We start from the raw sequence: 1382 nt of genomic DNA, 5'->3' as shown, positions 1-1382 counted from the left end.
TCGATGGCGGCATGCGCATCGCGATAGCGCAGGCAAGGGATGATGGTGCTGCCGGAAGGGTTGCTTGAGCTCATGGTCGAAACTCCGTCGGGTGGAATAGGGCCAAGCCTAGCGGCTGCTTTATTCCTGTCTTGTAGATTTTCGAAGTCGCTGCAATCGGTTTGCTAAAGCCCGCCGAGGAAATCTGCGCTCAGTCGAGCGCAATGTGATTGGCATAAACCCGCTGCGATGCCACGTATGCCGTTGGGGTCATTCCCGAAAACGCGCGGAACTCATGCGTCAGATGCGCTTGATCGCCATAGCCACCATCCGCGGCGACACGGCTCCAGTCCACCGATTGCTGCCGTTGTACTTGATCCACCACGGCACGAAAGCGCGTCAGCCGAGCAAATTGCTTGGGCCCCATGCCCACTTGCTGGCGAAACAGCCGGCCAAAGCGATATTCGGATAATCCGCTGTCACGGACCAAGGGGGCGATCCGCGTCCACTGCGGTTCGCGCTGCAAGACCGCCAGGGCATGGTTGACGACCGGATTCAGCGCAGGCAGCCGCAGTTGCCGATGCAGCCATTGTTCCAGCAGGTCGAGTCGTCGCTCCGGTGCTGCCGTATCCAGCAAGCGTTGCCGCAGGTCGTACGCGCTGGCACCGAACATATCGTCAAGATGGATATCGCCGGCAACCAGTACGCGGTGATCTTCACCGCACAGCGCATGGGCGCCGCCTGGGCGAAACACCACGCCCATGACGCGGATCTGCTCGGCGGTATCGATGATCTGGCTGCGCAGGGCAGGGCCGCCGATCACCGCGCCGCGCATTCTCACGCAGCTGCGCTTAGCGTCGTCGCTGTAAACGCGCGTCTCATCCTCGTGCAGGTTGATGATCAAGCCCGCGCCCAGGCTGGGCAGGATGCGTTCGTAATGATGCGCCTGGGATGGCATGTCCCAGTCCCACAGGGTTTCGATCAGGGCATTCAGGGGGGCGGCGGGCAGGCGGCGGCAATAACCCATAAGGCGACTCCGGCAGATCCCGGCTAGTGTACGGCCCCGATGCCCTCAAATCGCAGGGGTCGGGGGCAAGGTCCGCACCACCATGTTTTGCGGGCTGCTCATGGGAATCTTGGCCTCGTTCAGGCGCTTGAGCAGCTCGAACAGCAGGTCGCTTTTTACGTTGCTGGCCTCGCGTGGACTTTTTACATAGGCCACGCAATTGAAGGTCATGGCCGCCGCATCGATATTTTCGAGTTGGACGTAGGGCGACGGTGTATCGAGGGTTGCCGGGTGGTTGCCGAAAACCTCCAGAATGATTTGCCTTACCTTGCTTGCATCGGTATCCAGCGGCATCGGCAGCTTGACCTGCACGCGGCCTTGCGCATTGGCCAGGGTC

1 protein-coding gene and 1 pseudogene are annotated in these 1382 nt (G+C 61.1%); both read right to left on the bottom strand.

Annotated features, from left to right (window positions below; translation table 11 throughout):
- Positions 1–190 precede the first annotated feature (190 nt).
- On the bottom strand, positions 191–1006 hold the full coding sequence (locus tag OUZ52_RS22795) for a helix-turn-helix domain-containing protein (RefSeq protein ID WP_266160901.1): 816 nt from the start codon (positions 1004–1006) through the stop codon (positions 191–193).
- A 45-nt stretch (positions 1007–1051) separates the two neighbouring features.
- Positions 1052–1382: pseudogene (locus OUZ52_RS22790) on the bottom strand (mechanosensitive ion channel domain-containing protein); the annotation flags it as partial.

This window comes from Dyella silvatica (assembly GCF_026283955.1).
Classification (GTDB): domain Bacteria; phylum Pseudomonadota; class Gammaproteobacteria; order Xanthomonadales; family Rhodanobacteraceae; genus Dyella_C; species Dyella_C silvatica.
This window is presented reverse-complemented; position numbering and strand designations above follow the sequence as displayed.